22 protein-coding genes and 1 riboswitch are annotated in these 22,746 nt (G+C 67.5%); of the genes, 9 read left to right on the plus strand and 13 right to left on the minus strand.

What is annotated here, in order from left to right; translation table 11 throughout:
* Positions 1 to 2: 2 nt before the first annotated feature.
* Positions 3 to 1,598 carry a radical SAM protein gene (locus tag ASF98_RS22155; RefSeq protein ID WP_055807167.1) on the plus strand — a complete coding sequence of 532 codons (1,596 nt, stop codon included), beginning with the start codon at positions 3 to 5 and terminating at the stop codon, positions 1,596 to 1,598.
* Between the two features lie 2 nt (positions 1,599 to 1,600).
* Positions 1,601 to 1,942: a hypothetical protein gene (locus ASF98_RS22160; RefSeq protein ID WP_055806969.1), complete on the plus strand. Its 342-nt coding sequence runs from the start codon at positions 1,601 to 1,603 to the stop codon at positions 1,940 to 1,942.
* Between the two features lie 13 nt (positions 1,943 to 1,955).
* On the opposite strand, the gene ASF98_RS22165 is transcribed toward ASF98_RS22160, so the two are convergent.
* A complete protein-coding gene (locus ASF98_RS22165; protein WP_055806972.1) occupies positions 1,956 to 2,306 on the minus strand; it encodes a DUF3846 domain-containing protein in 351 nt (116 codons plus the stop codon).
* Between the two features lie 160 nt (positions 2,307 to 2,466).
* On the opposite strand from ASF98_RS22165, the gene ASF98_RS22170 reads away from it, so the two are divergent.
* Positions 2,467 to 3,015, plus strand: a complete 549-nt coding sequence (locus ASF98_RS22170; RefSeq protein WP_055806975.1) for a low molecular weight protein-tyrosine-phosphatase — start codon at positions 2,467 to 2,469, stop codon at positions 3,013 to 3,015.
* Entirely contained in the window at positions 3,012 to 5,117 is a 2,106-nt protein-coding gene (locus tag ASF98_RS22175) for a chorismate-binding protein (protein ID WP_055806977.1), read from the plus strand. The genes ASF98_RS22170 and ASF98_RS22175 overlap by 4 nt, the downstream gene beginning before the upstream one ends.
* 15 nt (positions 5,118 to 5,132) lie before the next feature.
* Here the strand turns inward: ASF98_RS22175 and cls are convergent, their stop codons facing one another.
* Positions 5,133 to 6,608 (minus strand): cardiolipin synthase, encoded by a 1,476-nt coding sequence (gene cls / locus ASF98_RS22180; RefSeq protein ID WP_200939437.1) that lies wholly within the window; start codon positions 6,606 to 6,608, stop codon positions 5,133 to 5,135.
* 103 nt (positions 6,609 to 6,711) lie between these two features.
* On the opposite strand from cls, the gene ASF98_RS22185 reads away from it, so the two are divergent.
* Positions 6,712 to 7,656, plus strand: coding sequence for an aminodeoxychorismate lyase (locus ASF98_RS22185; protein ID WP_055806979.1), 945 nt, complete (start codon positions 6,712 to 6,714; stop codon positions 7,654 to 7,656).
* Positions 7,657 to 7,680: 24 nt separating this feature from the next.
* On the opposite strand, the gene ASF98_RS22190 is transcribed toward ASF98_RS22185, so the two are convergent.
* From ASF98_RS22190 to ASF98_RS22210, 5 genes are all read right to left on the minus strand, one after another.
* A complete protein-coding gene (locus tag ASF98_RS22190; RefSeq protein ID WP_055806983.1) occupies positions 7,681 to 8,295 on the minus strand; it encodes a DinB family protein in 615 nt (204 codons plus the stop codon).
* Between the two features lie 103 nt (positions 8,296 to 8,398).
* Positions 8,399 to 9,439 carry an EAL domain-containing protein gene (locus ASF98_RS22195; protein WP_235506128.1) on the minus strand — a complete coding sequence of 347 codons (1,041 nt, stop codon included), beginning with the start codon at positions 9,437 to 9,439 and terminating at the stop codon, positions 8,399 to 8,401.
* Positions 9,440 to 9,692: 253 nt separating this feature from the next.
* On the minus strand, positions 9,693 to 10,727 hold the full coding sequence (locus ASF98_RS22200; protein ID WP_055806988.1) for a PLP-dependent cysteine synthase family protein: 1,035 nt from the start codon (positions 10,725 to 10,727) through the stop codon (positions 9,693 to 9,695).
* The gene (locus ASF98_RS22205) at positions 10,724 to 12,319 is read right to left on the minus strand and encodes an aromatic amino acid ammonia-lyase (protein ID WP_055806991.1); all 1,596 of its coding nucleotides are present in this window, start codon (positions 12,317 to 12,319) and stop codon (positions 10,724 to 10,726) included. Before ASF98_RS22205 ends, ASF98_RS22200 begins: the two co-directional genes overlap by 4 nt.
* 4 nt (positions 12,320 to 12,323) lie before the next feature.
* Positions 12,324 to 13,619, minus strand: a complete 1,296-nt coding sequence (locus ASF98_RS22210) for an NtaA/DmoA family FMN-dependent monooxygenase (protein ID WP_235506129.1) — start codon at positions 13,617 to 13,619, stop codon at positions 12,324 to 12,326.
* 230 nt (positions 13,620 to 13,849) lie between these two features.
* Positions 13,850 to 13,964, plus strand: a riboswitch (SAM riboswitch).
* A gap of 13 nt (positions 13,965 to 13,977) precedes the next feature.
* Here ASF98_RS22210 and ASF98_RS22215 point away from each other — a divergent pair.
* Genes ASF98_RS22215 through ASF98_RS22230 form a run of 4 tightly spaced genes read left to right on the plus strand, consistent with a single transcriptional unit; the run spans position 13,978 to position 16,491 of the window.
* Entirely contained in the window at positions 13,978 to 14,304 is a 327-nt protein-coding gene (locus tag ASF98_RS22215; protein ID WP_442854056.1) for a DUF1737 domain-containing protein, read from the plus strand.
* Positions 14,301 to 14,711, plus strand: a complete 411-nt coding sequence (locus tag ASF98_RS22220; protein ID WP_055806997.1) for a rhodanese-like domain-containing protein — start codon at positions 14,301 to 14,303, stop codon at positions 14,709 to 14,711. Before ASF98_RS22215 ends, ASF98_RS22220 begins: the two co-directional genes overlap by 4 nt.
* Complete coding sequence (locus ASF98_RS22225) at positions 14,712 to 15,920, plus strand: O-succinylhomoserine sulfhydrylase (protein ID WP_055806999.1); 1,209 nt, start codon at positions 14,712 to 14,714, stop codon at positions 15,918 to 15,920.
* A 46-nt stretch (positions 15,921 to 15,966) separates the two neighbouring features.
* Positions 15,967 to 16,491, plus strand: coding sequence for a hypothetical protein (locus tag ASF98_RS22230; RefSeq protein ID WP_055807002.1), 525 nt, complete (start codon positions 15,967 to 15,969; stop codon positions 16,489 to 16,491).
* A gap of 52 nt (positions 16,492 to 16,543) precedes the next feature.
* Here ASF98_RS22230 and ASF98_RS22235 read toward each other — a convergent pair whose 3' ends face one another.
* From ASF98_RS22235 to ASF98_RS22260, 6 genes are all read right to left on the minus strand, one after another.
* Positions 16,544 to 16,936, minus strand: a complete 393-nt coding sequence (locus tag ASF98_RS22235; protein WP_055807005.1) for a nuclear transport factor 2 family protein — start codon at positions 16,934 to 16,936, stop codon at positions 16,544 to 16,546.
* Positions 16,937 to 17,017: 81 nt separating this feature from the next.
* Positions 17,018 to 17,341: a hypothetical protein gene (locus tag ASF98_RS22240; RefSeq protein ID WP_055807008.1), complete on the minus strand. Its 324-nt coding sequence runs from the start codon at positions 17,339 to 17,341 to the stop codon at positions 17,018 to 17,020.
* Positions 17,342 to 17,369: 28 nt separating this feature from the next.
* Complete coding sequence (locus ASF98_RS22245; RefSeq protein WP_055807010.1) at positions 17,370 to 18,596, minus strand: glutamate--cysteine ligase 2; 1,227 nt, start codon at positions 18,594 to 18,596, stop codon at positions 17,370 to 17,372.
* 57 nt (positions 18,597 to 18,653) lie between these two features.
* Positions 18,654 to 20,177 carry a UDP-N-acetylglucosamine 1-carboxyvinyltransferase gene (locus ASF98_RS22250; protein ID WP_055807013.1) on the minus strand — a complete coding sequence of 508 codons (1,524 nt, stop codon included), beginning with the start codon at positions 20,175 to 20,177 and terminating at the stop codon, positions 18,654 to 18,656.
* 105 nt (positions 20,178 to 20,282) lie between these two features.
* Complete coding sequence (locus ASF98_RS22255; protein ID WP_055807016.1) at positions 20,283 to 21,086, minus strand: energy-coupling factor transporter transmembrane component T family protein; 804 nt, start codon at positions 21,084 to 21,086, stop codon at positions 20,283 to 20,285.
* Positions 21,083 to 22,744 (minus strand): ABC transporter ATP-binding protein, encoded by a 1,662-nt coding sequence (locus ASF98_RS22260; RefSeq protein WP_055807019.1) that lies wholly within the window; start codon positions 22,742 to 22,744, stop codon positions 21,083 to 21,085. The genes ASF98_RS22255 and ASF98_RS22260 overlap by 4 nt, the downstream gene beginning before the upstream one ends.
* Between the last annotated feature and the right edge of the window lie 2 nt (positions 22,745 to 22,746).

Raw genomic sequence — 22,746 nt, forward strand, 5'->3', positions numbered from 1 at the left:
CCATGACGCGTCGAGACGAGCCCGGCCCTGGCCAACCGCTGCGCGGTGACCGCATCCACCGGTATGTCACGGCGTTCTGTCCCCGCTGCCACGAGACAAACCCGCCGCTCGCCCAGGTGCGGCGCCTGTCCGGGGTGCTGCTTGTCCGTGACGACCGCGTGTGGCTCGAACGCGGCTGCCCCGACCACGGCCTGGTGCGCACCCTGTACGACGAATCCCCCGAAATCCTGCGGTACCTGGAGAAATGGCAGGCACCCACCAAACAGCATGTCCCCGACCAGGCGGACAACTACCGGCCCGTGCCCGAGGCGTACGCCTATGGACTTCCCGCCATGCAGACCCAGCACACGTGCATCCTTTTGCAGGACATCATCGAGCACTGCAATCTGCGCTGCCCCACCTGCTTCACCTCGTCCGGCCCGCAGCTGCAGGGGGTCGCGCCGCTCACTGAGGTGCTCGCGAATGTGGATACACGGCTGGCCCGCGAGAACGGGCGCCTTGATGTGTTGATGCTGTCCGGCGGCGAGCCCACGCTGTATCCCCATCTTGCCGAACTGCTCGAGGAGCTGGTTGCACGGCCGATCGTCCGGATCATGGTGAACAGCAACGGCATGTTGATCGCGACCGACGACGACCTGCTCGCCTTGCTGACGAAGCATCGCGACCGGGTGGAGGTGTACCTCCAATACGACGGCCCCTCCAAGGAGGCGTCGATCCACCACCGCGGGGGAGATCTGACCCGCTACAAGGATGCGGCAATCTCGCGCCTGTCCGAGGCGGGCGTCTTCACGACCCTGACCATGACGGCAACCCTTGGTGTCAACGACGGCGAGGTGGGCGATGTCGTCATGCGGGCGCTGGAGACCCCGTTCGTGGGTGGTGTCGCCCTGCAGCCCGTGTTCGGTTCCGGCCGCGGCCACGGCATCGACCCCGTGGACCGGCTCACCCACACGGGTGTCCTTGCACGGCTGGCCGGGCAAACCAACGGTGTGGTCTCGTGGCATGACCTGACGGCTCTTCCGTGCTCGCATCCGCACTGCGCGTCCGTGGGCTACATGCTGAAGGACGATTCCGGGGTCTGGCGGTCGCTGACCGCCCTCATCGGGCACGACCAGCTGCTGGCCTGGCTGGAGCTCAACCCCGACAGCATCGCCAACCGCATCGCCGACAGCGCGATCCCGCTCGAGCTGCGCAGCCTCATGAAGTCATCGCTGCTCGACCTGCTGAGCGAACAGTCATCGCTTTCCCACCCGCGGACGGCCGACCTCTGGAAGAACATCTGCACGCAGTGCGACCTGGGCATCGGGACGCTCACCACCCTGGCGGCCGGCAAGCTCCCGGGCCAGCAGCAGCGACTGCGCAGGCTCCTCGCCGAACGCGTCACCCGCATCATGGTGAAGCCGTTTATGGACATTTCCACCATGATCGAAGAACGGCTCACGCAATGCTGCGTCCACGTGGGAACCAAGAGCGACGCCGGCGAACACCAGTGCGCCCCGTTCTGCGCAGTGCAGGCGTGGCCGGCCCTGTCCAGGCAACGGATGAGCACTGCCACGGGTCAGCAGCTGCTCCCGGTGCGTCAGCTCCGGGGAGGCTGATGATGAGTTCCGATTCAGACGCCCGGCGCATCGCGGCCGGACCGTTGCCCTCGCAGCTGGTGCCCCACCGGGACGGCATCCCGCAGGACGCCGCGCCGTTCGATCCGCTCCGCCTCTGCATCTTCGCCACGATCGCGTTGCTGGGCTGGCTGACCGGTCCTGTGGCCCTGGCTGTGTTCGCGGCCATCGGGTTCGCAGGCTACTGGACAGCACGCCGGAGGGGCCTGAAGAAGTCGAACTGCTACCTGCGCGACACCAGGCTTGTGCTCGGCTATCTCGGCCTTCTCCTGGCCGCCGGCATCTGGGGGATCTACGCGCTGGCCGCGCGCCTGATTGGCGTCTGAGCAGGCATCCGGCTCAGGCAGCCAGCGGGGATCCGAACATTTCGGCGGCCCGCCGCAGCAAGTGCTCCGGAACGTCTGCTTCGCCGCCGTGCTCAGTCCGGCCCAGGAACACAGCGGTGCCGCGGGCGGCATCGGACAGGTCAAGCCCCGCCTCGCGGATAAGTTGGGCAGCGCGGATGTTCGGCGGCAAGTTCATCAGGTGGCCTTCGGCGTTGAGGTAGACGTGCCAGTCGCCGCGGCTGACGGATTCAAGGTGTCCCCCCACCAGCTGCTGGAGGGTGTCAGTAGTCGCATCAATGGCCACGGTCCTCAGGGCATCGCCCAACCGGACCGGAATGACCAGTGCAGTACATGTAGTGCTCATTTTTCTTTCCTCATACTGATAACTGAGATGCCCCTCAATCTGTTCCCGCACGCGGCCGAATCCCGCCGGATGTGACAAAAACCGAAACAATAATGACCCGTCCGTAATGCGGACGGCCCGTGACTAGCCAAGAGGGGCCACCATCCCCCATGCTTGCTCCATGTCCTCAATGTCGAGCCCATACCGGATCATCGCGGTCTGCACCGGAAATATCTGCAGGTCCCCGATGGCCGAGCTGATGCTGGCCGAGGCCTTCGCAGCAGCGGGGCTCGCCGGCACCGTCGTCGTGGATTCAGCCGGAACCACAGCCTATGAGTCCGGCCGTCCCATCGATCCCCGCGCCGCCCGCAAACTGGCGGCCCATCAACTCACCTCGGACCGGCACATTGCGCGGGAGTGGCGCCCCGAGTGGTTCCGTGACCGCCAGCTGATCCTCGCCCTGGACGTGGACCACTACGGCTGGCTGCGGGCGACGGCCCCTGACGGCGAGGCGCTGGCCCGGATCCGGATGCTGCGCAGCTTTGATCCGGCAGTGGCTGGCCGTGACCTCTTGGACCAGGGCATCGAAGACCCCTGGTACGGCGGCCATGCGGACTTTGACGTCACCTGGGACCTCATCAAGGCTGCCGTTCCCGGAATCGTGGACCATGCCCGGCAGGAACTGCAGCAACAGAACTGGTCCGGGCAGCAGGTACGCTCTATTTCATGACCCCTGCACCCGTGATCATTGCCATCGATGGCCGGTCCGGCGCAGGTAAGACCACCCTCGCGATCGAGCTTGCCGCCCGGCTGCGGGAGCACCACAAGGTCTCGCTGTTCCATCTGGAGGACGTCTATCCCGGCTGGAACGGGCTGGCGGCGGGCATCGAGCGCTATGTCACCACAGTCCTGGCTCCGCTGAGCCGCGGCGAAGCTGCTGACTGGGTCAGCTGGGACTGGGAGAAGCACTACGACGGCCAGGCGCGAACAACACTGCCGGCAGAGATCGTGATCGTGGAGGGCGTGGGTGCAGCCGCGGCATCCGCCCGTCCGATGCTGGACGCCGTGATCTGGTCGGAGTCTTCCGACGATGACCGCCGCACCCGGGCGCTGGCACGCGACGGCAGCACCTACGAACCCTTCTGGGACCAGTGGGCCGCGCAGGAGGATGAGTGGCTGGCAACGGATCCGGTGCCGGACCTTGCCGAGATCCGGGTGCTCAACCGGGCCGACGGCACCGCCCAGGACGACGTCCTCCAGGCGCTCCTGCACCTGCCGGCCCTCGCCGCAGTGCTGTTGCCGGAGCTCTCGGCACGCCTCGGCCTTCAGCTGCATGCCGAGCGGCTGGACTGCGTGCCTGATGCCGCCCGGCTCTTCCACACCCTATACGGCCGCTCGCCACACGCGGTGTGGCTGGACTCCTCGCTTCGGACGGAAGGGACGCCCGCCGAACGCAGCCGCTTCAGCATTCTGGCAGACGACGGCGGCAGGTTCGGCCAGGACGTCCGGCACCGTTCCGGCGTAACCCGGCTGACCATCGGCACCGCCACGGTGGCCACCGCCGGGCCGTTCTTCCGCTGGCTCGACGGTGTCTGGGGCCGCCGCGCGCTCCGCCCGCCGGAGGGCTACGCCTGCGAATTCACTCTCGGCTGGCTGGGCTATTTGGGCTACGAGCTCAAGCGCGAAACCGGCGGCAGCGACGTTCCGTCGGGAACCCCCGACGCCGCCATGATCTTCGCGGGCCGCGCCGTGGTCCTGGACCACCGCGACGGCAGCGTGTGGCTCCTCGCCCTGGAGGCCCCCGACACCGCGGAGTGGCTGGCACTGGCCCGCTCGGCGGTCACGGCGGCAGCGACTGCCGATCCTCTCGGAGGCACCGCCGTCGGAGGCACCGTCGTCGGGGTCGGCGCCGTCGGCGGCGCCATGGGCACGGTCGTCCGCACCGGAACCAAGCCCGCTCCGGTGTTCACGGGCCGCGACACCGAAACCGCATACAAGGTCAAGATCGCCGACGCGCAGCATGAAATTGCCGAGGGGAACACCTACGAGGTCTGCCTCACCACCGCCGTCAGCGCCGACGTTCCGGCCGATCCCGCCGGACCGGGGCTGGACGCCTGGGCGACGTACCTGGCCCTGCGCCGGAAGAACCCGGCGCCGTTCGCCAGCTACCTGCGGTTCGGCGAGCTGACGGTTGCCAGCACATCACCGGAGCGTTTCCTGCGGATAGCGGCCGACGGCGCCATGCGCGCCGAGCCGATCAAGGGAACCCGCCCCAGGGCCGCAGAACCCGCCCGTGACGAGGAGCTGCGGCGCCAGCTGGAGGCCTCGCCCAAGGACCGGGCCGAGAACATCATGATCGTGGACCTGCTCCGCAACGACCTGAGCCACTTCGCCGTAGCCGGATCAGTCACCGTGAGCAGGCTCTGCGCCATCGAAAGCTATGCCACGGTCCACCAGATGGTCAGCACCATCGATGCGAAACTGAAACCCGGGCTGCCGCGCGCCGAAGCGGTGGCCGCATGCTTCCCCGCAGGGTCCATGACGGGGGCGCCGAAGATCAGCACCATGGCCATCCTGGACCGTCTGGAAGAGGCGCCGCGCGGGGTCTATTCGGGCGCCATCGGCTATTTTTCGCTGAGCGGCGCGATGGATACGGCGGTGGCCATCCGGACCCTGGTGATCCGCCCGGATGGTGCAGGCGGCTCGGAACTGAGCCTCGGCGTCGGCGGTGCCATCACCGCGGATTCCTCCCCGCAGGAGGAGTACGACGAAATCCGCACCAAGGCGTACGGGGTCCTCTCTGCGCTTGGCGCGGAGTTTCCGGAAGGCTGACTCCGGCAGGCTGAGCTACTGCAGCGTGGCCGTCAGCCGGGCGACGTTGTCCACGTACTTGACGGCCATGGGGCGCTCCATCCAGTCCTCGAGCGTCAGCTCACGGGAAATGCCCCGGTAGGTGTCCTCCACGGCGCGCATCTTGGCCACGATGTCGGCGCCCAGGAGCATCACCGAAACCTCCAGGTTCAGCGAGAAGGACCTCATGTCCATGTTGCTGGACCCCAGGACGGCCACTTCGTCGTCAATGGTGAAGTGCTTGGCGTGCAGCACGAACGGCGCCTTGTACAGGTAGATCCGGACGCCCGCTTCCAGCAGCGCCTCGTAGTACGACTGCTGCGCGTGGTGGACCAGGAACTGGTCCCCCTTTTCCGAGACGAAAAGTTCGACGTCGACGCCCCGTTGCGCCGCCGTCGTCACCGCATAAAGCAGCGAATCATCCGGGACGAAGTACGGGCTGCAGATGGAGATCTTGTGCTGGGCGGAGTAGATGAGGGTGTTGAAGAGTCGCAGGTTGTTCTCGGTGATGAAGCCGGGGCCGCTGGGCACGGCCTGGGCAGTCACGGCGCCCGGCGCTATCTCGGGGCGGTGGGCCAGCTGGTCCTCCAGGGACTCGTCCGTCTCGCTGAGCCAGTCGGTGGCGAAGACCACGTTGAGTGTGGTGACAATCGGTCCGCGCAGGCAGGCCATGAGCTCCACCCACTCGCGACCCACCTTGCGGTGCCGGGGGTTGTTGTAGGAGGGCTCGATCAGGTTCTGCGAGCCTGTGAAGGCGATTTCGCCGTCGATCACCATGATCTTGCGGTGGTTGCGCAGGTCGGGACGGCGCCACTGGCCGTGCACCGGACGCAGCGGCAGCATGGGCCGCCACTGGATCTTGCTCGCTTTGAGGCGCCTGATCAGCTTGCGGTAGCCCTTGATCCGCAGGGTGCCGAGGTGGTCGAACAGCACACGGACCTGGACCCCACGCTCCGCCGCCTCTTCCAGGGCCGTGAAAAGGTCGTCAGTGATGTGGTCCGTGCTCATGATGTAGAACTCGGCGTTGACGAACTCTTTGGCCTCACGGACGGCGGCGGCCATGGCCTTGATGGAGTCGGGGTACCCGGGCAGCAGCTCCACGCTGTTGCCGTCCACCATGGGCAGTGAACCGAGGGTCTTGTTCAGTTCGGCCGCCGAGGCCACCCATTCCGGGCCGTCGTAATCGCTTTCGACGGCGGCCAGCTGGGACGTCCCGGCGCGGACCCGCTTATTCACGGCATCCTGCTGGGCCCGGCGCTTGCGGGAGAGTTTGAAGTTTCCGAACAGCAGGAACAGGATCAGGCCGAGTGCGGGCACAAAGAAGATCCCCAGTAGCCAGGCCATGGCCGTGGTAGGGCGGCGGTTGCCAGGAATGATGCCCAGCGCCAGCACCCGGATTATCAGGTCAACAATGCTCAACGCCAGCACGAGCCAGTAAGGCGCGGTGCCCACCAGCGGAAACGGCCACAACACAGACAGACTCCCACGGTTATTCCCCCGCCGGACCGGTTCCGGAAAGGCATCCAGCACAGCCTATCCCGCGGCCGGCATCCAGGGCCGAGGATAAGCTTGAGGCATGACTCCTGCTGCCCCGGCCACCGTTCTCGTGTTCCTTGATCCCCGCTTCGACGACGGCCGGATTGCCGATGCTTCACAGCCGCAGCTGATGGCCACGGACCAGGGTGCCACCCGGGGCGACGGTGTGTTTGAATCCATGCTGGCCGTGGGCGGAAACCCGCGCAAGCTCGACGCCCACCTGCGGCGGCTGCAGGGTTCGGCGCGCGCGCTGGAGCTGGCCATCCCCGCCGAGGACACCTGGCGCCGGGCCATCGCGACGGCGGTGGCCGAATACCGCTCCCAGCATCCCGCCGGCACACCGGAGGAGGACGAGACGGTGGTAAAGCTGATCTGCACCCGCGGCGCCGAGGGCGGAGCAGCCCCCACGTGCTGGGTCCAGGCTTCGGCAGTCCCGGCGGCAGGCCGGAGGCAGCGCGAAACCGGGATCGACGTCATCCTCCTGGACCGCGGCTACGACAGCGAAGTGGGCGAACGGGCACCTTGGCTGCTGCTCGGCGCCAAAACGCTCTCCTACGCGGTGAACATGGCGGCCCTACGCCACGCCCACAACCAGGGAGCGGACGACGTCATCTTCACGTCGTCCGACGGCCGCGTCCTGGAAGGCCCCACGTCCACGGTCCTGCTCGCGCACCTTGACACGTCCGACGACGGCGCCGGCGGCACCCGAACAGTACGCCGCCTCATCACACCGCAACTGGACAGCGGCATCCTGCCGGGCACCTCACAAGGTGCGCTTTTTGCCGCCGCCAAGGCCGCGGGCTGGGAGCTCGGCTACGGTCCGCTGGAACCGCGGGACCTCTTCGACGCCGACGCAGTGTGGCTGATTTCCAGCATCCGGCTGCTGGCCCCCGTGAACCACATCGACGGCAAGGAAATCGGCACACCCGCCCTGCGGAAGCAGCTGACCGACGAACTCAACGAGCTGTTCGCCACGATCGAGTAGAGCTCCCACCCCCCGGACGCTCTCTCACTTTTCGTCGCCTTCCCCCGGACGCTCTCTCACTCGGTCTGCGGCCGCGCGGGCTGCCGCGTCGATGCGGGCGCAGTGCGCTGCCCATTCCTCCGAAGTGCGCGTCGTCAGGTTGGGGTCGCCGGGCCGCTGGCCTGCTGAACCGTCGATGAGCTCACGGAGGATGTCCGCGTGGCCCAGGTGGTGCGCCGTTTCCACGCACATGTGCACCAGGATCTGGTGGAGGGAAACGTGCCTCCGCTCCTCCGGCCACCACGGAACCACCCCTGGCGCGTCCAGCGGCAGCGCGTCAATGGTGGCGTCACTGTGCGCGGCAGAAAAATGGTGGAGCTCGATGATCTGCTCCCGGGTCTCGTCCGCGGGCGCCCACAGGTCGGCGTCGGGCTCGGCATCGTCGTCAAGCCACGGGAGGTCCATCGGTGCCGGCCGCCCGAAGACCTCGCCGAGATAACCGAGTTCCACGCTGGCCACATGCTTGACCAGGCCGAGCAGGTTGGTACCTGTGGGCGTCAGTGGCCTCCGCGCGTCGTACTCGTCCAGCCCGTCGAGTTTGGCGAGCAGGTTCGCACGCCGGGTGCGCAGGTAGCTGTGCAGAGTTGCTTTGTCATCCATAGCGGGCACTATACCGACGCTCGCTCATTTCCTGAGCGCCCCAGCCCAGGCAGCAGGAAGCGACAGAGCGTCCCGTTATGAACAGCAGGAACTGCGAGAGCGTCTAGTTGGCCGGGCCGCCGGACCCCGAGGTGAAGGCTTCCTCGTCGGCGGCGGTCCGCCAGGCTGCCCAGTCCAGCGGCTGCACCGATGGGCGGCCCAGGAGGTACCCCTGCCCGAAGGCCATCCCCAGGTCCATGACCGCGGTCAGCTCGGCCTGGGTTTCGATCCCTTCCGCAACCAGGTCCGCGCCGATCTGCCGGGCAAACTCCACCATGGCTGCGCCCAGGGTTTTCTGGCCCGCCGCATGGTCGATTCCCGCAATGAGGTTGCGGTCGAGCTTGATTATGTCCGGGCTGAGGTGCTTGACCTGGCTCATCGAGCCGAAACCCGCGCCGGCGCCGTCAACAGCCACCCGGAGTCCGCGTAGCCGGAGCGGTGCAAGTGCCGTAACGACAGGATCGTATTCGTCCTCGGCCAGCCGCTCTGTCAGCTCAATGACGAGCCGGTCCATTGCCAGCCGGGAGTGCTCCACGAACGCCCGGAGGCGCGGGTCGAGGCAAGTGGCCGGTGAGAGGTTGAGCGCCACGTAGACGTTCTCCGGCAACTGCTCTGCGGCCACCAGGGCTGCCTGCAGCGCGGCAAATTCAAGGTCGGGCCCGAGGCCCACGGCCGCTGCCTCGTTGAACCAGTGATCCGCGCTGGCGCCGTCGTCGCTGACAAACCGTGTCAGTGCCTCAACACCGATGACGTCACGGGTGGAAAGTTCGTGGATGGGCTGGAACGCGGTGAGGAGCATCCTGTCACCGAGAATGGCCTCTATGCGGCGCCTGCTCCGGCGGGTGAACAGCACTGTAGCGCCGTAGTCCTCATCGGGCACGGGCAGGTCAGGGCTGGGCAGGTTGGCCTCAGAGTCGTCCGACTCCTGGCCCGTGATGCTCCGCGTGGCCATCAAATGTTCCAGGAGGGCGCGTTCGGGATTCCCCGGGTTCGATTCCATCCGGCTGCGCAACTGTTCGCGCGCCCACTCGCTCTGCGGAGTGGCGTCATCCAGTACAGACTCGATGATGTTCCACGCCTGGCCACGGATCGTCGGGTCACTCACGTCCGAAGGCGGGATCGACTGGGGTCCCCGGTACGCAGTCGTTTCCCCATCGGTCAATGCTGGAAAAGAAGTCTCATCCATTGACATGGTTTATTCCTTTATAAGTGCTGGTCCCGGCTGAGCCCGGGACCCGTCCTTGAAAACACCGCATGCCGATTCGCGGATGCGGGAACCACGAACGTTTCAAAAGCGTACAACGAGACCGGTCTGTCTGTCTGTAGCTGTATCCGAGTCGTAATGCTAAGCACGCGGCCTATTCCTCCACGAATTCCGCTGCCAGATGGATGTGGTTATCTGCCAGCCACACCGGGTTGAAAGCCTTGCTCAAATAGTTGCTGCCGGCGTCGGGCGCTATTGCCACCACCACCGAGCCATGCGGCGCGGCGCGCGCCACCCTCAGGGCGGCGGCCACGGCAAGCCCGGAAGAGGGCCCGAGGGACAGGCCCTCTTCGTTCAGCAGCCGGTGCTCCGTGGTGTACACCTCGTTGTTCGGAACGCGGAGGAAGCGGTCCACGACGCTGCGGTCGAAAATTTTGGGCCACTCGGCTTCCGGCCAGGAGTTCCCCACGCCGTCCACCAGGATCTCCCCGGGATGGCCCCCGCTGTACACCGAACCAACGGGATCCGCGGCGATCACCTCGACGTGGCCGCCGGTCTTTTCCTTCAGGTACCGGCCGTTGCCGCTGATGGTTCCGCCCGTGCCGATTCCGGCCACGAAATGGGTCACTTTCCCGGCCGTCTGCTGCCAGATCTCCGGCGCGGTCCCTTCGTAGTGGGCCCGCGGGTTTGCCGGGTTGTCGAACTGCTGGGGCCGCCAGGCGCCCGGGTTCTCGGCGGTGATCCGCGCTGCAACGGCCCGTGCGTTCTCCGGCGACTCCGACGGCGCGGCCCAGTCCGTCACCACCACCCTGGCGCCGTAACGGTGCAGCGCGGCGAGTTTCTCGGATGAGATGGTATCCCCGGTGACCACCACCACAGGGTGCCCGGTCAATGCACCGATCAGCGCCAGCCCGATCCCGGTGTTCCCCGAGGTGCTCTCCACGATGGTTGCCCCCGGCCGGAGCTCACCGCTGCGCTCAGCCGCGCGGACCATGCTCAGGGCCGTCCGGTCCTTGATGGAGCCTCCCGGGTTATCCGATTCGAGCTTGACGTACACAGTGCTGCCGAGGCCTTTGGAGAGGACATCCAGCGGCACCAGCGGCGTGTTTCCCACCTGCGCCAGGACAGCTGCGGCGTCCGCCGCAACATCAGCAGCCTGAACCGCGTGCCTGCCTGTCATGATGCTCATCGTTGCCTTTCCGTGCTGCCGGCTGGGCCGCCGTCGAATGCGGCGCCCAGGAAGCCGGCGCCTAGGAAGCCGTCCAGTTCTACGGAAGCCTGTTCTACGAGCGCTGCCGCCGGCAGATGCCGGGCCAGGAGGCCGGACAGACGGGCGACGACGGCGGCAGTCCCCTTTCCGAGCGGCCGCACGGCACGGGCTTCCGCCCCGCCCAGCAGGTACGCGGCGGTCAGAGCCTCGATCGCGAGCAACTTCCCGGCGGCGTCCACGGAACGCTCCAGCAACTGGAGGGCCAGCGGCGCCAGGGTGGAGTGGTCTTCGATGTCCGCGGAGAGCGTGGGCGCCCCCAGCGTGGCCGGCGCCGCGAGGACCTTGAGCTCGGACAGCAGGCCGGCCGCCGAATACCAGAGCAGCCCGGGCAGTTCTTCGGGCTCCAGCGTGGCTCCGTTCCTGGCAGCCTCGAGGTGCCGCTGGCGGATCCGGCGCTGCGGCGGGTAAAGCTTGGCAATCCGGCGTTCGCTGCTGATCCCCAGATGGGCCAGCCCCAGGCGCAGCGCCTCGAATGCCAGGGCCAGCTGCATGGGCTGGAAGTTCCCTCCGGACACCATCCGCCCGGAGCCGACGTCGGTGAGCGGGTTGTCGCCCCGGCCGTTGAGCTCCACCTCCAGGGCATCTTCCAGAGAAGTGACCTGCCACCGGACAGCACCGTGGGTCTGGGGCGCCGCCCGGAAGGACAGCGCGTCCTGCACGGAAACCTCCCGGGTGTGGTCCTCCAGCCAGCCGCCCTCCAGGAGCCTCAGCACGTGGGCCGCCGTGACCGCCTGACCGTGCACGGCTTTGGCAGCCTGCACCGCTGGCGAAAACGGGCTGAGGTTGCCCCCGCCGTCATGCCTTGCCGTCGCCTCAAGCGACAGCGCGAGCGCCGTGTCGGCAAGGTCGGCGAGCCGCAGGATGCGGTGCAGCACCAGCGCGCCGACACCGATGGAATAGGAGTTGGAGCTGACCAGGGCCAGGGCCTCGCCGGGCGCCAGTTCCAGCGGAGCCAGCCCGGCGTCGGCCAGCGCCTGCCCGCCGGGCACCAGCTGCCCGTCAGCGCTGACAGCCTGGCCCTCCCCGATGGCGACGGCGGCCACTGCGGCCAGGTGGGTGAGGTCGGCGGAACCTACGGATCCTTCGCGCGGGATGGCGGGGACCACACCCCGGTTGAGCATGTCAGCGTAGAAGCGGGCTGTTTCCGGCCGGACTCCGGAGCCGCCGCGGCTGAAGCCCACCAGCCGCGCCAGGATCACGGCCCGGACCTCGTCGGCGCCCAGCAGATCCCCGACGCCGCTGTTGTGGTACCGCACCACCTGCACCTGGTAGGCGAGGATCGACTTCTCTTCCACAGCGGTGTCCCGCCCGGAGCCCAGCAGCGTATTGAGGCCGTAGACGCGGTGGCCGGAATCGATGGCCTGCTCCACCACCTCGCGCGAGCGCCCGATCAGTTCCAGGGCGTCCGTGCTGAGGACGAACTTCACGGCCGGGTCAGCCGCGGCCTCGGCGATGTCCCTGGCGCGCAGGTGCGCCGTACCGATCAGGAAGTTTCCGCTGCCGTTGCCCATGGGACTAGAAGTCCAGCAGGTTCCGGCGGAAGCCGCCGTCGCCATAGCTTGTCCGGAGCAGCCCGCGGCGCCGCAGCACGGGCGCCAGGCGGTCCAGCACCCCGTGAACGGTGGCCGGGTCCACGAAGCCGGAGAACAGGAACCCGTCCCCGCCCACCGTGGCCCCCATCTCCTCGAAGTAGTCCGCAATGTCCTCGGCGGTGCCGATGATGCTGTCCCCGGCGCCGCCGCTGCGCGCCTGCAGGAGCTGGCGCAGCGTGGAGCCGGGCGGACCGGCTTTGGCGAAATGATCCAGGGTGCCCTGGTTGCTGTTCGTGGTGAGTTCGGGGAGCGGGGCGTCGAGGTCGAACTGTTTGAAGTCGATGACGGAGAGATAGGAGATGGAGTTCAGCTGGCTGTCGATGTCGCGCTGAGTGAGCCGGCGCCGCTGCTCCCGGAGTTCGTCCGCTTCTACCCGGGACCCAACCACGGTGGGTTTGAGGACGAACAGCACCTTGACGTCGTCGGGGTTCCTCCCTGCCGCTGCCGCCTCGGCCCGGATCGAGTCCCGGTAGGCCTTCATGCCGTCCGCACCCCTGGCCAGCGCGATGGCGACGTCCGCGTTCCCGCCCGCGAACGCCTTGCCGCGCGGGGATGCCCCTGCCTGCACCAGCACCGGTTCCTCGGGTAGCGGCGCGGTGTTCAGCGGTCCGCGGACCTTGAAGAACTCGCCGTCGTGGTTGATCGGGTGGACCTTCGTATGGTCCGCGAAGACGCCGGCGTCCGCGTCCTCCACAATGGCGCCCGGCTCCCAGCTGCGCCAGAGCTTGCGCACCACGTCCACGAATTCCTCTGCTTTCTCGTAGCGGAGGTCGTGCTCGATCTGCTGGTCCAGGCCGTAGTTCTGCGCGGCCAGGTCGCTGCCGGAGGTCACCACGTTCCAGCCCACCTGGCCGTTGGAGAAATGCTGCAGCGTGGCCAGCAGCCGTGCCGCGGTGAACGGCGGGTAGAAGGAGGCGCTGACTGTGGGAACAATGCCCAGGTGTTCCGTGGCGGAGAGCAGGTACGGCACCAGTGCCAGCGGATCGTGCTTGGGCGCGAACGACGCCTGCGCCAGCGACACCTCGGCGCTGCCGCCGTAGGTGTCCGGCACCGTGAGGGAGTCTTCGATGATGAACAGGTCCAGCCCGGCCCGCTCGAATTCGCGCACGGCATGCTGGTACAGGGCGGGCTTTTTCCAGTCGTAGCCGATGCCGTAGCCGGGCGTGCCCCAGCCCTGGACGCCGAAGCCGTGACCCACAAACCAACCGAAGTGCAGCATGGGACTGACTGTATTCCCGTTCGATCCATTCACGGCTGCCTGATTTCATCCGGCGTTACAGCGGTTCATCTCCCGTCATTATCCTCCCGGCAGGGTCTTTTGTAACCGCAAGATGGGGTCACGCACGGGTCACTGGAAACAGGGGCAGCGCCGCTTTCAGCCGTGTCCCGTTACGGAAGATGACGACGACGGCGGTGCGGGCCGCCGTCGTAAGTGTTACGTTTTTGGGGAGTAATGAGAACCGGTGCCAAGCCCTGACTGGCCGGTCGGCAACCCTCCTTCCACGGCGGGGTGCCTCAGGTGAATACTCGGCATATCGACCCATTCGAGCTGCAAGCGTGAGAGAAGGAGATCCGTCGTGTCTGACGCACCCGCCCCACTGGCTCCGGCCGCCGCCGGCCAGGAACAACCGGCCCAGGACCTGCCCCAGGAAAAGCTGGCCTACCGGCTCATCACCGGCCCCGACGACCGCTCCTTCTGCGAGCGCATCTCCGCAGCGCTGGCCGATGGTTATGTTTTGCACGGGAGCCCGGCGGCCACGTTCAACGGCACCAGCGTGATCGTGGCGCAGGCCGTGGTCCTGCCCGCAGCCATCGCCAGCTCGGACGCCGCGGTGGCAACCGCCGTGGACGAACTTGAGTTTGACCTCGACTTCCCCGGCGAAGGTTTCGAGGGCCACGCATGAGCTACGCCGGAGACCTGAGCCCCCAGGACGCCTGGGCCAAGCTGGAACAGGGCGCAGTCCTGGTGGATGTCCGCACCGAAGGCGAGTGGGCCCACATCGGCATCCCGGACACGAAAGCCACCGAAAACGATCCCCTCTTCATCCAGTGGACCTTCCCCGGCGGCATCCCCAACCCGGATTTCATTCACCAGCTGAAGCAGCAGGCCCCGGAGGACACCGGCGTCGAACTGGTGTTTCTCTGCCGTTCAGGCGTCCGCTCGGTCGCCGCGGCAATCGCCGCCACGCAGGCCGGCTTCACGGCCTACAACGTCCTCGAAGGCTTTGAAGGCGAACCGGACCGTTATGGCGAGCGCACCGTCAACGGCTGGAAGAACCGCGGACTACCCACCAACCTTGGAAAGAACTAAGTGACTTTCAATCCCGACGCCGCCGGCTGGAACCCCGACACCCAGGCTGTCCGCGGCGGCCTTGACCGCACCAACTTCCAGGAGACGGCCGAGCCGATCTTCCTCAACTCCGGCTTCGTGTATGAATCCGCGGCAGCCGCCGAACGCGCCTTCACCGGCGAAGACGAACGGTTCGTGTACTCCCGCTACGGCAACCCGTCGGTGGCGACGTTCCAGGAGCGGCTCCGGCTGCTCGAGGGCACGGAGGCGTGCTTTGCGACGGCGTCCGGCATGTCCGCCGTCTTCACTGCCCTCGGTGCGCTGCTGGCCGCGGGAGACCGCGTGGTGGCTGCCCGCTCGCTGTTCGGCTCCTGCTTTGTGATCCTGAATGAGATCCTGCCCCGCTGGGGCGTGGAAACGGTGTTCGTGGACGGCCCGGACCTGGAGCAATGGCGGGCCGCGTTGGCGGAGCCGACGACGGCGGTCTTCTTCGAGTCGCCGTCGAACCCGATGCAGGAAATCGTGGACATCGCCGCGGTCAGCGAACTGGCCCACTCGGCCGGGGCGACGGTCGTCGTCGACAACGTCTTTGCCACTCCCCTGCTGCAGCGCTGCGGCGAGCTCGGCGCGGACGTGATTGTGTACTCCGGCACCAAGCACATTGACGGCCAGGGACGGGTGCTCGGCGGCGCCATCCTGGGCACCAAGGAGTTCATCGACGGCCCGGTCAAGCAGCTCATGCGCCACACCGGGCCTGCACTGTCCGCATTCAACGCCTGGGTGCTGACCAAGGGCCTGGAGACCATGGCCCTGCGCGTCAACCACTCCTCCGCCTCCGCGCTTCGCCTGGCCGGATGGCTGGAGGAGCAGCCGGCCGTCAGCTGGGTCAAATACCCGCTGCTGAAGTCGCACCCGCAGTACGAGCTGGCCGCCAAGCAGATGAAGGCCGGCGGCACCGTGCTCACGCTGGAGCTCTCGCCGTCGGCGGGCCGCACGGCGAAGGAGGCGGCCTTTGCGCTGCTGGACGCGCTGCGGATCATCGACATCTCCAACAACCTGGGCGATGCCAAGTCGCTCATCACCCACCCGGCCACCACGACGCACCGCGCCATGGGTCCGGAAGGCCGCGCGGCCATCGGGCTCAGCGACGGTGTGGTCCGGTTGTCGGTTGGGCTCGAGGATGTCGAGGACCTCATCCGCGACCTGGAGCAGGCGCTCAAGCAGATCTGACCCGGGGCTTCTGTGACCGCCGTGTCTGCAGTGCCATGATGAAGGCATGCCCTTCTTTGGTGACATTGCCTATGGTGATCCCGGGCTGCCCCGGAACCGCACCCAAGCCCAAGCCCAAGCCCGTACCCGGGCAGCCGCGGTGCTTCTGATGCTGGCAGCCGCGGCCACCGCAGTGTCGGGCTGCGGTTCGGCCGGAGCCTCAGAGCCGGGCAGTACGAGTGCGCCGGGGCCCCAAAGCACCTCCACGCCGTCGTCGCCGTCGTATCCGTCCTCGCCGCTTTCCACGTACGTGTCCCACGGGAGCGGAAGCGATTCTGCCCGGCTCAAGGGAACGCTCGTCCTGGACTCAGGATGCCTGTACGTTGAGGCGCCGAACGGGACTGACTGGATTCCCGCGTTTCCCGTCGACGAAGTCGAGTGGGAGGACGGCAAACTCCTCTATCAGGGGTCCAGCTACGGTGACGGGGATGAGATCCTCCTGGGCGGCAGTGCAGGCACTTCACTGAAGGGCGTGGCCAAGCCGGACTCGTGCCGGGATACCGACGTCTGGCAGGTGGGGCAGACGGACTGAATCGCCGGCCGCAGGTGCAGAAGTACCGGGTCGGATTTCGGAGTAGGTCCGGCTAGCCCCAGAATGCGTCGCCTTTTGCTGTGTCCTGGAAGAACTCCCGCGCCTCGGTAATCTTGCCGTCAGCCACCCGGAATGCGATTGCGCCGTCCTGGTCCAGGGACCGGCCGCCGGTCTCTGCTCGGTTGTGCTGGACCGCAACGGTGTTGGTTTCCCCGCCGATGATCTCCTCAACGGTCACCTTCAGGTTGCCTCCGGAACGCGTTCCGAGCTCACCGAAATAGGCCAGGATGGCGTCGCGTCCCTCCTTCTTTCCGGACAGCACGCCGTCTCCGGCAACGTGCCAGACTGCGTCCTCCGCGAACATTTCGCCAAGGGTTGCCATATCGCCTGCACTGAATGCCTCGTATCCGCGCCGGACCAGTTCAACATTCTCCTGGGTTCCCATTTCGGGTACCTTCCCGTCTTCGTCGTCGGGTAATTCTCGGACGGTTCAAGGCTATTCCCGCGGAATTTGATTGTCGATGAGTTAGGTGTCGAGCTCCCAGTGCAGGCGGATCGCTTCGGCGATGGGACCGGCCGCCACATCCACCGTGAAGGCCACAGGTGCGGTTCCGGTCTCTTCAATGACGGTGTCGTGGTAGACCCGGCCGCAGGCAGGGCACAGCGTGTAAAGGTCCTCATCCCCGGGCCAGGCCGCGAGTCCCTCCGGCACGGGAGTGCCCTCGCCGAGGTGGACGGGCATGCCTTCGGAGTTGGCCTGGATCAACCCCTCGTCGCTGACGGTGTTTCCGCAGACACAGGTGATGGTGGTGACATCATGGCCGGTGACTGTGGCGAATTCGGTTTCCATGGCGCGCTCCGGGGTAGTAGGAACCTGATCAGGACTGGCGGACGCGCAACAGCACCGGCGCCTGCTCGCGCGCGGTGATGGCTTCAGCCGGGCGCATGCTGACGTCCACCGCGTGGGCCACCACGGCAGCCAGCCCGGCGGCTGCGTCCGAGCTGGCCGCCAGGCCCTCCTGCATGGCACGGCGCTGCTGTTCCGAGCCCGTGCCCCGGTCCAGGACCCTGCGCATGCCTTCGCGGGCCAATTCCAGCTCGCCCTGTTCGGCCAGGACGGGCGCCACGTAGTCCACCAGCGCCTCCACCACTTCAGCGGCTGGTGCCGGGCGGAACGTGCCGAAATCGAGCAGGTCTCCCCGAAGCCCGCAATTGCTGGCCTGCCACGCCGCCATCCTGAGGAGCACCGTGGGTACGGGGGCCGGGTCCACACCGGCCCGCCATTCCCTGCTGGCCGATTCCACCAGGCCGCGCACCAGGACGGCGATCAGGGCCGCGTCCTCGGCATGCAGGCAGACGTCTGCCACCCGGACTTCCACGGTGGGGTGGTTCCGGGAGAGACGCGCGTCGAAATAGATCATGCCTTCATCCAGCAGCACGCCGCTGTCCAGCAGCCGAGTGACCACGCGGCGGTACATGGAGTGGGTCCCGAAGATCTGGGACGGGCCCGACGTCGGCCAGCGGTTCCACGCCTGCGTGCGGTAGCTTTCGAAACCGGTCTCAACGCCGTTCCAGTACGGCGAGTTCGCGCTGAGCGCCGTGAGAACCGCCAGCTTGTCCCGGATCCGGTCGATGACGGCGACGCCTTCCTCAGGCGATTCGACGAAGGTGTGGACGTGGAAACCGCAGGTCAGCTGCTCATGGACGGTGAGGCCGAAGCGCTCCTGCATGGTGGCATAGCGGGGGTTCGGCGTGGTGTGCGTTGTGGAGGCAATGGGCGATGTTGCCAGCGCGGCCACGCGGGCATTGTGTTTCTTCGCGGCGCTGTCCGCCAGGGCACGCCCCTGGCGGATCTGCAGCAGCAGCTCCTCATAGTCCAGGCACGGGCGCGTCTGCGTCTCGATCTGCTCAAGTTTCAGCTCGGCAGTCAGCCCGGTGTCGCTGTCGTTACGGGCTGGATCGTGCGGGTCCGGAATCCGCGGTTTGTCCGGAGCGTCGTCGGCAGCGAGCTTCCGCCCTGTCAGGAGGGCGTCCGCCAGCGCCAGCGGCTCCCCGGTCACGGGGTCCACAATCAGCAGCTCTTCCTCAACCCCGAAAGTTCGCATGCATACATTGTGCCCCCGTGACGCGCGGTTAGACAGGCGCCGTCACATAGCCGCCGTTCAGTCCTGGAAGTACTCGATCTTCGCGCCGATGGTGTTGAGGCGCTCGGCCAGGTCCTCGTACCCGCGCTCAATCACGTAGATGTTGCGCAGCTCCGAAACCCCGCGGGCGGCCAGCATGGCCAGCAGGATGCACGCGGCCGGGCGGAGGGCCGGCGGGCAGCCCACTTCGGCTGCGCGCCAGCGCGTGGGTCCGTTCACGTAGATCCGGTGCGGATCCAGGAGCTGGACGCGGGCTCCCAGCTTGTTCAACTCGGTCAGGTAGATGGCGCGGTTCTCGTAGACCCAGTCGTGGATCATGGTCTGGCCTTCCGCGTTGCCGGCAATGACGGCGAAGAACGGCAGGTTGTCGATGTTCAGGCCGGGAAACGGCATGGGGTGGATCTTGTCCGTGGGGGCATGCAGCGCGGAAGGCTTCGTGGTGACGTCCACCAGCCGGGTGCGGCCGTTGCGGGCAAAGTATTCCCCGGAGATCTCCAGTTCCTGGCCCATCTGCTCCAGGGTGGCGAGCTCGATCTCCATGAATTCGATGGGAACCCGGCGGATGGTGACCTCGGAGTTGGTCACGATGCCGGCGGTGATCAGGCTCATCGCCTCGATCGGGTCCTCGGACGGGAAGTATTCGATGTCGACGTCGATGGACGGCTGCCCCGTGATCTTCAGCGTAGTGGTCCCCACGCCGTCGATCTCCACTCCCAGGCCCTGCAGGTAGAAGCAGAGGTCCTGGACCATGTAATTGGGGCTGGCGTTGCGGATCACTGTGGTGCCGCGGCGGTGGGCGGCCGCCATGATGGCGTTTTCGGTGACCGTGTCACCGCGTTCGCTCAGCACGAAGGTGCGGTTGTCGCCGTCGGCCGGGGGTGCCTGCACGGAATAGAAGCCGGACGTGGCTTCCACCGACAGGCCGAACTGGCGCAGGGCCTGCATGTGCGGCTCCACGGTGCGGGTGCCCAGGTCGCAGCCGCCCGCGTACGGGAGCCGGTACTCGGCGGATTCGTCCAGGAGCGGCCCCAGCAGCATGATCACGCTGCGGGTGCGGCGGGCCGCCTCCACGTCCATGGAGCCGAGGTCCAGGACGGCGGGGCGGCGGATCTGCAGATCGTTGGCATTGAGCCAGGTGCATTCGACGCCAATGCTGGTGAGGACCTCCACGATCCGGTTCACTTCCTCGATCCGGGCCAGCCGGCGCAGCGTGGTGGTGCCGCGGTTGATGAGGCTCGCGCAGAGAAGGGCCACGCCGGCGTTCTTGCTGCTGTTCACGTCCACCGACCCGGACAGCGTGCGGCCGCCTTCCACCCGGAGGTGCGTCATCTGCGGCCGTCCCACCTTGACGATGCTGCGTCCCACAATTGCTTCGAGCCGCTGGATCATCTTGAGGCTGAGGTTCTGCTTGCCCTGCTCCATCCGGGCGATGGCGCTCTGGCTGGTGCCCAGCTCGCCGGCAAGCTGCCCCTGGGTCCAGCCCTTCTCGGTGCGGGCATCGCGGAGCAGCAGGCCTACGTGTTCAGCGGTCTCTTGAGTCATAGGACGAAAATATCACCCATGAGCTATTAAGCGGCGCGAAACGCCGGAAATTGCAGTTGAAGTCACAGAATATCCACTTCGTGCGATATGTCGGTGGCGCGCGGCCTATTTCTGCTCGAGAAACACCATGTTCCAGGTTCCCGCGCTGACGGCCGCCCATACGGCCGCGGCCGCAATCAACAGCCCGCCGAGGACCACCCAGACGTCCAGGGTGCTGTACGTGGACTCCCGCGCCCACGTCCGCTGCGCACCGCCGAACCCCCGCGCCTCCATGGTGACGGCGAGCCGGGACGCCCGGCGGACGGCCTGGACCAAGAGTCCGAAGCTCTGCCCCAGCGTTGCCCGGAGCCGCTGCACCGGGCTTCCGTGCGAGCCCACGCCGCGGGCGCGCCGGGCCATGCCGATGGTCTGCCATTCCTCAGCCATCAGGCCCACGAGCCGCATGGCGGCCAGCGTGCCCAGCACGAAGCGGTGCGGCAGCCTGGCCTTCTGGGCGAGGGCGTCCGCCAGGTCCGTGGGATCCGTGCAGCTCATCAGCAGCACCGCGGGCAGGGCGATCGCCACTCCCCGCAGCAGGAAACCCAGCCCCAGCTCCAGCGAGCCTTCGCTGATGGACCAGATTCCGACGTCGAGCAGGATCCTTCCGGTGTCCGGCGCCAGGATCGAGGTGCTCCAGCCGCCCAGGGCCGCCGCCAGGATCAGCGGCCAGCCGCGCTGCCAGAGCAACGCGACGGTCAGTCCGGCCAGCGGGAAGAGCAGCAGTTCGAAGGCCAGGGCCACGGAGGCGGACACCCAGTCGATGGACAGCGCCAGCACCACGGTCATCAGCATGACCACGGCGAACTTGGCCAGCGGATTGGCCCGGGTGAGCAGGGCGTGGTTCGCATTTAGGGTCAAGGCGTCCCTCACGGTGCTGCCACCTCCGGGTCGCGCAGGCCCGGTTCCTGCCGGGCGAATTTGAGTTCGGGCGCACCCAGTTTCAGCTCGGTGCCGCCCAGGACGTCGCTGAACTCCTGGTCGTGGGTCACGGACACCACGGCGGTGCCGGCGTCGAGCAGTTCCGACAGGAAGGACGCCAGTTCCGCCCAGGTGTTCGCGTCCTGGCCGAAGGTGGGCTCGTCCAGGATCAGCACCCGGGGATGGGCGGCCAGCACGGTGGCCACGGACAGTCTGCGCTTCTCGCCACCCGAGAGAGTGTAGGGGTTCGCATCCACGAGCTTGGTCAGCCGGAGGCGCTCCAGGAGCTCGTCCACGCGTTCCTCGCCATGGCCAAGATGCCGCGGACCGAACATCAGCTCATCCAGCACCCGGCCGGTGACGAACTGGTGCTCCGGTTCCTGGAACACGGTACCGATCCGCGCGATCAGCTGCTCCGCCTTCCACTTGTACGGGTCAATGCCAGCGCCTTCGCTGAGGTCCACCGTGGCGGAAACCTTGCCGGCCACCGGGCGCAACAGCCCGGCGAGGGTCAGGGCAAACGTGGACTTGCCGGATCCGTTGGGGCCCGTGATGGTCAGCGCCTGCCCGGCCCGGACCTGCGCCGTAATGCCGGATTGCACCGGTACCGGCGGAACCGCCTTGAACCGGCGCCTGCTTGGACGTTCACGGGAAACGGCAAGGTGCTCCGCGGCCAGCAGGAGGTTCCCGTTACCGGGCACGCCCGCGGCGGCCGGCGCTCCCGCGCCGTTCACTCCCGCACCGTGCACTCCCGCGGCACCCACCAGTGCGGCACCGGACCGTGCCCGGGTGGCGGGCACGTACCCGGGCACCCAGACGCCGGCGGCAACGAGCATGTCCCGGGCCTCTGCCAGGACCTGGTCCGGCGGCCCGTCCAGGAGCACTGCGGAATCCGTGGCCGAACCTGGCTGCAGCACCACGATCCGGTCCACCAGGTCTTTCCACACGCCCACCCGGTGTTCCACCACCACCAGCGTTGCCCCGGTCTTGTCCAGGCACCGGCCCACGGCGTCCCGGACCTCCAGGACCCCTGCGGGGTCGAGGTTGGCGGTGGGCTCGTCGAGGAGCAGCAGTCCCGGGCGCATGGCAAGGATGCCGGCCAGCGCAAGGCGCTGCTTCTGCCCGCCGGAAAGGGCCGACGTCGGGTGGTCCAGCGGCAGGCGGGCCAGCCCGACGTCGTCGAGCGCTTCTCCCACGCGTGTCCAGATGTCCGCACGAGGCACGGCAAGGTTCTCGGCGCCGAAGGCGACGTCGTCCCCCACGCGGGAAAGGACCACCTGCGTCTCGGGGTCCTGCTGCATCAGTCCGGCGCGGCCGCGCTGTGCACGCGGCGGGGCGCCGTCGATCAGGAGGGTGCCCGTCTCGTCTGAGTCGTCGGCGTCCGGCACGCCCTCGTGGTGGGCGCCGGCGTCGCTGTCGCCGAGCACGCCGGCGAGGGCGTGCAGCAGCGTCGATTTGCCGGCGCCGGAGGGGCCCAGCAGCAGCACGCGTTCGCCCGGCTGAATGTCCAGGTCCAGGCCGCGGACGGCGGGCCGGGACCGGCCGGCGTGCCGCCAGCCCCAGCCGCGTGCCGTGACCGCTGCCGGGCGGACGTTGTCCGAAGATGTCATGA

The organism is Arthrobacter sp. Leaf337 (assembly GCF_001423745.1).
In the GTDB taxonomy this organism is placed as follows: domain Bacteria; phylum Actinomycetota; class Actinomycetes; order Actinomycetales; family Micrococcaceae; genus Arthrobacter.

What these genes read in the sequence shown, in the direction of transcription:
- ASF98_RS22155 (WP_055807167.1), top strand. Translation starts at nt 3, where the DNA reads ATGACGCGTCGAGACGAGCCCGGCCCTGGCCAACCGCTGCGCGGTGAC.
- ASF98_RS22160 (WP_055806969.1), top strand. Translation starts at nt 1,601, where the DNA reads ATGAGTTCCGATTCAGACGCCCGGCGCATCGCGGCCGGACCGTTGCCC.
- ASF98_RS22165 (WP_055806972.1), bottom strand. Translation starts at nt 2,306, where the DNA reads ATGAGCACTACATGTACTGCACTGGTCATTCCGGTCCGGTTGGGCGAT.
- ASF98_RS22170 (WP_055806975.1), top strand. Translation starts at nt 2,467, where the DNA reads ATGTCCTCAATGTCGAGCCCATACCGGATCATCGCGGTCTGCACCGGA.
- ASF98_RS22175 (WP_055806977.1), top strand. Translation starts at nt 3,012, where the DNA reads ATGACCCCTGCACCCGTGATCATTGCCATCGATGGCCGGTCCGGCGCA.
- ASF98_RS22185 (WP_055806979.1), top strand. Translation starts at nt 6,712, where the DNA reads ATGACTCCTGCTGCCCCGGCCACCGTTCTCGTGTTCCTTGATCCCCGC.
- ASF98_RS22190 (WP_055806983.1), bottom strand. Translation starts at nt 8,295, where the DNA reads ATGGATGACAAAGCAACTCTGCACAGCTACCTGCGCACCCGGCGTGCG.
- ASF98_RS22200 (WP_055806988.1), bottom strand. Translation starts at nt 10,727, where the DNA reads ATGAGCATCATGACAGGCAGGCACGCGGTTCAGGCTGCTGATGTTGCG.
- ASF98_RS22205 (WP_055806991.1), bottom strand. Translation starts at nt 12,319, where the DNA reads ATGGGCAACGGCAGCGGAAACTTCCTGATCGGTACGGCGCACCTGCGC.
- ASF98_RS22210 (WP_235506129.1), bottom strand. Translation starts at nt 13,619, where the DNA reads ATGCTGCACTTCGGTTGGTTTGTGGGTCACGGCTTCGGCGTCCAGGGC.
- ASF98_RS22220 (WP_055806997.1), top strand. Translation starts at nt 14,301, where the DNA reads ATGAGCTACGCCGGAGACCTGAGCCCCCAGGACGCCTGGGCCAAGCTG.
- ASF98_RS22230 (WP_055807002.1), top strand. Translation starts at nt 15,967, where the DNA reads ATGCCCTTCTTTGGTGACATTGCCTATGGTGATCCCGGGCTGCCCCGG.
- ASF98_RS22235 (WP_055807005.1), bottom strand. Translation starts at nt 16,936, where the DNA reads ATGGGAACCCAGGAGAATGTTGAACTGGTCCGGCGCGGATACGAGGCA.
- ASF98_RS22240 (WP_055807008.1), bottom strand. Translation starts at nt 17,341, where the DNA reads ATGGAAACCGAATTCGCCACAGTCACCGGCCATGATGTCACCACCATC.
- ASF98_RS22245 (WP_055807010.1), bottom strand. Translation starts at nt 18,596, where the DNA reads ATGCGAACTTTCGGGGTTGAGGAAGAGCTGCTGATTGTGGACCCCGTG.
- ASF98_RS22250 (WP_055807013.1), bottom strand. Translation starts at nt 20,177, where the DNA reads ATGACTCAAGAGACCGCTGAACACGTAGGCCTGCTGCTCCGCGATGCC.
- ASF98_RS22260 (WP_055807019.1), bottom strand. Translation starts at nt 22,744, where the DNA reads ATGACATCTTCGGACAACGTCCGCCCGGCAGCGGTCACGGCACGCGGC.